We start from the raw sequence: 7,109 nt of genomic DNA on the forward strand, positions 1-7,109 counted from the left end.
GGTATATACTTAACAATGAATTATTATATTTGTATATTAGGAGTGTATTTGTATGGAGAAGCTTAACAAAAGCGATATCATTCGCACCGTTCCACAAAATGGTTTCTTTGGACATCCAAAAGGGCTATTTACCCTATTCTTTACAGAATTTTGGGAGCGATTTTCTTACTATGGAATGAGAGCAATATTACTTTACTATATGTACTATTCCATTTCTAAAGGTGGCTTAGGGATGGATCACGCCACAGCTGCATCCATTATGGCTATCTATGGTTCGTTAGTTTACATGTCTGGCATTATTGGTGGGTGGATTGCTGACCGCCTATTAGGTTCAAGTAGAACAATATTTTGGGGTGGCGTTTTAATAATGATTGGTCATCTCATCTTAGCTCTACCAGGAACGGTTAGTACATTATTTATCTCAATGGTATTTTTAGTACTTGGAACAGGGTTATTAAAACCGAATGTATCTAGTATTGTTGGTGATTTATATAGTGAAACAGATACTCGTCGTGATTCAGGTTTCAGTATTTTCTATATGGGTATTAATTTAGGAGCACTATTATCTCCGTTTGTGATTGGAACACTCGGTCAAAAGTATAACTTCCACTTAGGTTTTGGTGTGGCAGCAATTGGTATGCTATTTGGATTAATTATGTATGTTCTTACGAAAAAGAAAAATCTAGGATTAGCAGGAACGCAAGTACCAAATCCTTTAACAGACAAGGAAAGAAAAAAGGTCCTTATACAGTTTAGCATTGGTATTATCGCAATTGCACAAGTTTGTGTGTTAACAATTCCAACAGGTATTTTAACGATTGATCGATTTACTTTACTTGTAAGTATCTTAGGTATTCTAATTCCAACAGGCTACTTTGTCTTTATGTACCGTAGTCCAAAGACGACAAAAGTTGAAAAATCTCGCTTAATTGCTTACATACCACTATTTATCGCTGCTACAATGTTTTGGGCGATTCAAGAGCAGGGAGCAATCATCTTAGCTAGTTATGCTGATCAACGTACGCAGTTAAACTTTGCAGGATTGGAGGTTCAATCTTCATGGTTCCAATCTTTAAACCCTATTTATATTGTTTTACTAGCACCAGTATTTGCTTGGCTTTGGGTAAAGCTGAATTCACGCCAACCAAGTACAGCAAATAAATTTGCTATCGGTTTATTATTTGCTGGTTTATCATTCTTAGTGATGATTATTCCTGCATATATCCATGGTACCGAATCCCTTGTTAGCCCAATTTGGTTAGTCATTAGTTTCCTTCTAGTCGTAATCGGGGAACTTTGTTTATCACCTGTAGGTTTATCTATTACTACAAAACTAGCTCCAGCAGCGTTCTCTGCTCAAACAATGAGTCTATGGTTTTTAACGAGTGCATCTGCACAAGCTATCAATGCGCAGCTTGTGCGATTATATAATCCTGAAACAGAGATTATTTATTTCGGTGTAATTGGCGGAGTATCCATTGTTTTAAGTGTTATTTTATATTTCATGGCTCCAAAGATTCAGGTACTTATGAAAGGGATTAAATAATAGAACTGTGCCAAAAACTTGTTACCATGCAGGTTTTTGTGCACAGTTTTTTTAGTGCTTTATCGTATGTAAAACTAGCTCCTTTTAAACGAAGAACAACAAAGGCAAATTGATCAGAAGTAAGTCATTTATCGATATGGATGATTAGGAGAAAGCATTTACGGTAACCCCAAGTCGAGAGTATTCCGATACTAATATAATTTATACATCTAACCCTATTTATAGGTTAGTTTTGAAAGATGGAACTCCCGCATTCGAAAATGATGTACATAAGTTTTCCAAATGGGCAGCTTATTTTTTGTTTTGGGGTTAGTTCAATATCTAAGCTAAATGCCTATGGAGCAAAACTAAAAAAAGACGCCAAATGGCGCCCCCAACTTGGGTTAATGAGGTTTTAGTTTTCCAATCTAAAGAAATATCGTATCAGCTCACAAAGAGAGTATATCATAACATCCAAGAGAAATAATATGCATTCTTACATATCGAAATAAATTTTGTATTCTTGCACTGACGGGCCAGGAATAGCAAGATATGAAGCATATAAGCGCTGTGAAAATATCAATTCATAGAAGCGATTAATTTCTGATATGACATGTTTTAATATCACAAAAGCCATCACGAAATGATGATTGCATGATGGCTTTTGTTGTTTTCTTATTTCTTTGTCTCATTGACCCATGTAACGATGTCCTGGATGACATACGCAGGAACATTGGAAGGGACTTCGTATTCACTAGGGTGACTGAATTCCTCGTCGCCCTCCGTGAAGATGTGATTCAATTTCGGATATTCTTTGAACTGAACATTACTGCGGCTTGAAAGCCCTTCTTGCCATCTCGTAAAATCGTCTTTTACAGTTACTTGATAATCACGTGCGCCTTGCAGAATCAGTAATGGTTCTTTTCGTGATTTCACTTCCTCAACTGGACGCCAACGAGTCACATCATACATGAAATGTGGAGAAGGATAATTATAACCAGCTGGTGGGTGATTTGGATCAAAAGTAGGATCCTTAATATAAGCGAATTGTTTTTTTAGTTCATTAATAAAATCCTTAGGTGCCCCGAGGTACTGATACTGATCAAGGAGCATGTCAGTAAAAGGACGTGCAGGAGGTGCCATTAAAATACTTCCTCTTACAAGAGATGAAGGTGCTTTGCTTAGTATACGCGGCATAGCGCCAGCTCCTTGGCTATGTCCGAGAATGAAAATGTTACCTGGGTCAATACCTTCCTGCTGCGCTGCTGATTTTGCTGCATATATGGCATCATCTGTAGTATCGCGGTCTAATGTAGCAGGTTCTGCACTCATTTTAAAACCGTGTTCTAAGGAACGTTTCTCGTAACGTAACACTGCGATACCGCTTGATGAAAGACCGGCTGCAAGGTCTCTAAAGATTTTAGCTCCCATAATTGTACTGTCACGATCTTGTGGACCAGAACCGTGAACAAGAACCACAACAGGTACTTGTTCGCCAGGTTTATGTTTTGGAACCGTTAATGTGGCTGGTAACGGGTATGTAGTATTTCCAATTACGATTTCACGTTCTTGGTAGGAATCAGGTTGGTCATAACTAGGATGCGGGATGGTATAAGATTTCTGTGGCATCGTCCTTACGCCAACTTCATCAACTTTGCCGCCAGGCGTGAATTTAAGGAGTAGTGGAATAGTAGTTCCTTCGATAGCTCCTGGAATTTCAACCGTTTGATGGACTAAGTTTCGTTCTTTAATAACAGGTGTTCCCATGCTTGTAATCCTGCTCCCGCCACTTTGTGTCCACCAGTTTTGTAATATGTTTGCCGTAAACTTGGATTGAAAAGCAGCAGACGTTAACTGAAGTGCTTCTGCATATTTATCTTGCTGGAGATAGTCAAAAAATAATGACGTACGCTCCGTTAAAGAGACTTGTTTCTTTTCTGCAGTTTGTGCCCCTTGTGTATCCGCATGAATGGTTGTTGTAAGCGGAAAAGAAGAAATACCTAAAGAAAAGAGTAGGGTAAAAGAAAGTGCTGATTTTTGTAACTTCTTTTTTTTCATCCTGTTTAACCTCCAAAATGTAATGGTATGAAATGGGTATGGTGATTAATGGAATGATTCCCTATTGGGGTTTCGGTATATGTATGGGTGAATCCTGCATACATATCATAAAAAGTCCGTATGAAAGAGTAGAATAGTTCAGCAATGGATGTATACATAAACCTTTGCTACATCATAGAAATCCATCGTTTTTCCAACAATGATTCCAATCTCGTTATGATGTCAGGGAAGAAAACAAGAAGAGAAGGAGGCATACGATGAAGAGATTTTTATGGTTCATTTCTACATTGTGCATGATTTTAGGATTGGTAACAGGGTGTAGTAGCAAAGATGACACTGAAATTCCCGTTACAAGAAATGTAGCGGAGAAAGACCAGCAGAAAGGAAGCGAAACAAAGAGAAACAAAGCAAAATTAGAAAGAAGAGAATAGTTATGAGGCAGCAGCGTCCGTACCTGTAAAAAAAGAAGAGTTTACGAGTAAACTGCAGTATCCAGAATTGGTCGAGCAAGCAATAAACCCAGTACCTGGGGAGAGTAAGAAACAAAATGCTAATAGAATCATCAAAGCTACGATACTGGATCATATCGATGGTGATACGTTTCGAGTGAAGTTAGCAAACGGTAAGGTAGAGGATGTGAGATTTCTATGTATTAAGATACGACTGAAGTACATCATCCAAGACTAGGGCTCCAACCATTCGGATTAGAAGGAGCGGCATTTACCGCAAAGTATGCGCCAGTGGGAAAAGAAGTAGAGTTAGAAATGGATGTAGGGGAACGTGATAAGTTTAAAAGATTAGTAGCCTACGTGTGGGTCGATGGACAACTCTTAAATCAAATGCTGTGGAAAGGGGATTAGCGCATATTGCTTATATTTATCAGCCCAATACGAAGTATGTAGATTATTTGGAGAAGACGCAAAATTAAACACAAAAAGAAAAACGTGGCATATGGAGTGTGGAGGATTATGCTACATCAAAAGGGTAACAACTGAAAAAGTAACGTTTCCTATTAAAAATAGGAAGCGTTTTTTATATTGTGGTGTACTCGAACAGGCTAGAGCGACTATAGTGATGTAATTATGTTTTCTGTGTAATACTATGATATCATGCTTTTACAGATACAAAAAAAGGAGCTGTTAGTAAAGCTAACTGCTCCAGATCAAGGAATCTCCAAGGGGAAAGGAGAAAGACTAAGGACTTTAAATGAGTTTTGGCTAATGCCTATCCCTAATATTGACGGAATAATAAGTTTTATTCAATCGTAACGAAAGTAATGTGTAAGTATGTTACAAGAATAGTCCAATACCTATCCATGCAACTCCTAATATAGACAATGATTCGATAATAATTAAACGTTTAGCCTCATCTTGTTTTGGCGTAGTTAGCTTCCTAATTAGGGAAAATAGTCCACTTATTCCACACAAAGTAAGAGCTAATAGTAGTAAAGTACTTGTCATCCTGATCACTCCTAGTATTTGGATATTCTTATTGTATACCAAGCTACAGACTGAAAAATAGTAATGTTATTGTATCTTTTCTATGAAGTATGTAAAGTGTGACGTGAATCTTCAATGGATAGAGGTCGTGTAAGGTAACTTTCAGTATTAGAAGTATGAATATTGCGTGAAAGGAATGCAGACTGTTGAAAATATAAAAAACGTATAGTACAATAAGGGTGTAAGCTAGATTATAATGAACAAGAAGTCGGGTGGTTCTGATTCTCGTTCTATTGATAGGTCGTAAGCTTCTTGAAAAGTCTTGGTTTGGTCACCAAGGCTTTTTTCGTACGCAGACAGGAATAAAAGCACTGCATGTCGCAATACTATATAGAGTAGTAATCTGGGTTTCAACGTCTTTGCACTTCAAAATGATACTGCATTGGTCGTGTGCAATGAAAGTATGGTCAGTACTTCACCTTGGAACCCAATCATAACTACAAACTGGTCTTAGTGTCGCTATTTATAGCGGCACTTTTTTATTTAAGAAGATGTCTTACATATTCAGTTATACCCTTACCTATTTCACTTTTGGTGAAAAAGTAATGTATATTTCTAAGGAAACTGAATGCTGTAACGATTGTGCCAAAAGAAAAAAGACGCTTACGTTTCTTTTCTCTCTCTGAACGTTTACGGGTGGTTCTAGTATTCTCCACGTTCTATTGTCACCTCCTCTAAAAAGAGAAGGGCAAAGACGGCACATATTCAGTGTACAGTGTTTGACAAATCTCTACAAGAACTTATTTTCTGGTATGGAACATTCGAATATGTAGGATCAATTTCGAGTAAGATGTTTGAAGAAAAGCACAAAGGTTATATGTACTGATTCTCTTTTACTAGATAAATAGTATCAGTGGATTTAAGATTTTTTCATGTTGTAATTAAGCTAAGTTAATGGAATACTATGATGAAATTTAGTGTGATAAAGGGCATAAGTGAATGGAGGGAATTGGATGGTTCATAACATAATACATAATAGATTCAAACTACGAGAAATCGAAGGAAATGATTGGAAGGATATACATATATACACATCACAGTCCATTGTCTACCGATACCAAGCATGGGGCCATAATTCGGAAACGGAAACAAAAGAATTTGTAAACCAAGTTCTTCAAGATGCAAGTAAGGTCCTGAGAAGTCGATTTTCTTTTGCATTGGTTGAATTGGAGTACGAAAGAGTGGTAGGGGCAGGTGCGATTATGATTCGAGATTTTACTAATAGGGAGGGAGAAATAGGGTATAACATAAATCCAGATTATTGGGGAAAGGGAGTTTCAACGGGAGTAGCAAGGTTGCTGATTACATTTGGATTTGAGGAATTAAATCTTCATCGTATTATCATGATGAGTGCGAATGCTGATGTACGGGTTTGCACTTACATGAAGCAGAAAGTACACAGAATGTGGTTACACCGATTGGTAAAGTAGGGGGGAATGTGACTTGAAAAACAGCTATATAAAGGGATTTACAATAAATCACTTTATATAGCTGTTTACATAACATATCTAATAGGGATTTATAAAAAACAAGTGAATAAATCTCAAAACGAAAAAAATACTTATATCATTGAGACGGAAAGAGAAATTTAGTAGTTACATTTTGAAATTTGCATTTAAATAATATTTAGCAGAATGCTTAGCTAAACCGGCTATAATGAAAAGAATTAAAGGAAATGCTCTATTTCGACATCACAACAATTAAATTTTGTAAAATACACCATCTATTTAGTCTTAAGGAGTTAAAGTAAACTGTTTCGCATTAAAATGTTATATATTAGATATGTTCTATAAGCAATCGTTTATAATATTAATATGTATAGCTGAACGTACCAGAAACTAAAAGATATTTATACTGATGAAAGGTAGGGTATATGATGCCTTTATAAAAGCGTGAAAAAATAATCATTAACAACTTCGCACGAAATACCAATTTCACGAACAATAAAGTATTTATATAAATAACTAATAACAGTATCCAGGGATTTCGGGCTTAGTTGCATGAATCTTCGTATGTTTGTATGTGCT

5 protein-coding genes and 1 pseudogene are annotated in these 7,109 nt (G+C 36.6%); 4 read left to right on the top strand and 2 right to left on the bottom strand.

Annotated elements, in window-relative coordinates:
- The first annotated feature begins 52 nt into the window (after window positions 1-52).
- Window positions 53-1,546 carry a peptide MFS transporter gene (locus tag ABWK52_RS21960; RefSeq protein ID WP_098542138.1) on the top strand — a complete coding sequence of 498 codons (1,494 nt, stop codon included), beginning with the start codon at window positions 53-55 and terminating at the stop codon, window positions 1,544-1,546.
- 654 nt (window positions 1,547-2,200) lie between these two features.
- Here ABWK52_RS21960 and ABWK52_RS21965 read toward each other — a convergent pair.
- Window positions 2,201-3,583, bottom strand: a complete 1,383-nt coding sequence (locus ABWK52_RS21965) for an alpha/beta hydrolase family protein (RefSeq protein WP_141537407.1) — start codon at window positions 3,581-3,583, stop codon at window positions 2,201-2,203.
- A 257-nt stretch (window positions 3,584-3,840) separates the two neighbouring features.
- Here ABWK52_RS21965 and ABWK52_RS21970 point away from each other — a divergent pair, with 257 nt between their 5' ends.
- On the top strand, window positions 3,841-4,014 hold the full coding sequence (locus tag ABWK52_RS21970; RefSeq protein ID WP_167754543.1) for a hypothetical protein: 174 nt from the start codon (window positions 3,841-3,843) through the stop codon (window positions 4,012-4,014).
- Window positions 4,015-4,299: 285 nt separating this feature from the next.
- A pseudogene (locus tag ABWK52_RS21975) lies at window positions 4,300-4,443 on the top strand (thermonuclease family protein); the annotation flags it as partial.
- A 429-nt stretch (window positions 4,444-4,872) separates the two neighbouring features.
- Here ABWK52_RS21975 and ABWK52_RS21980 read toward each other — a convergent pair.
- Window positions 4,873-5,043 carry a hypothetical protein gene (locus ABWK52_RS21980; RefSeq protein WP_000204757.1) on the bottom strand — a complete coding sequence of 57 codons (171 nt, stop codon included), beginning with the start codon at window positions 5,041-5,043 and terminating at the stop codon, window positions 4,873-4,875.
- Window positions 5,044-6,035: 992 nt separating this feature from the next.
- Between ABWK52_RS21980 and ABWK52_RS21985 the strand changes: the two genes are divergently transcribed.
- Window positions 6,036-6,512 carry a GNAT family N-acetyltransferase gene (locus tag ABWK52_RS21985; RefSeq protein WP_353772129.1) on the top strand — a complete coding sequence of 159 codons (477 nt, stop codon included), beginning with the start codon at window positions 6,036-6,038 and terminating at the stop codon, window positions 6,510-6,512.
- Window positions 6,513-7,109 lie beyond the last annotated feature (597 nt).

The organism is Bacillus sp. AP50 (assembly GCF_040492675.1).
GTDB lineage: Bacteria > Bacillota > Bacilli > Bacillales > Bacillaceae_G > Bacillus_A > Bacillus_A cereus.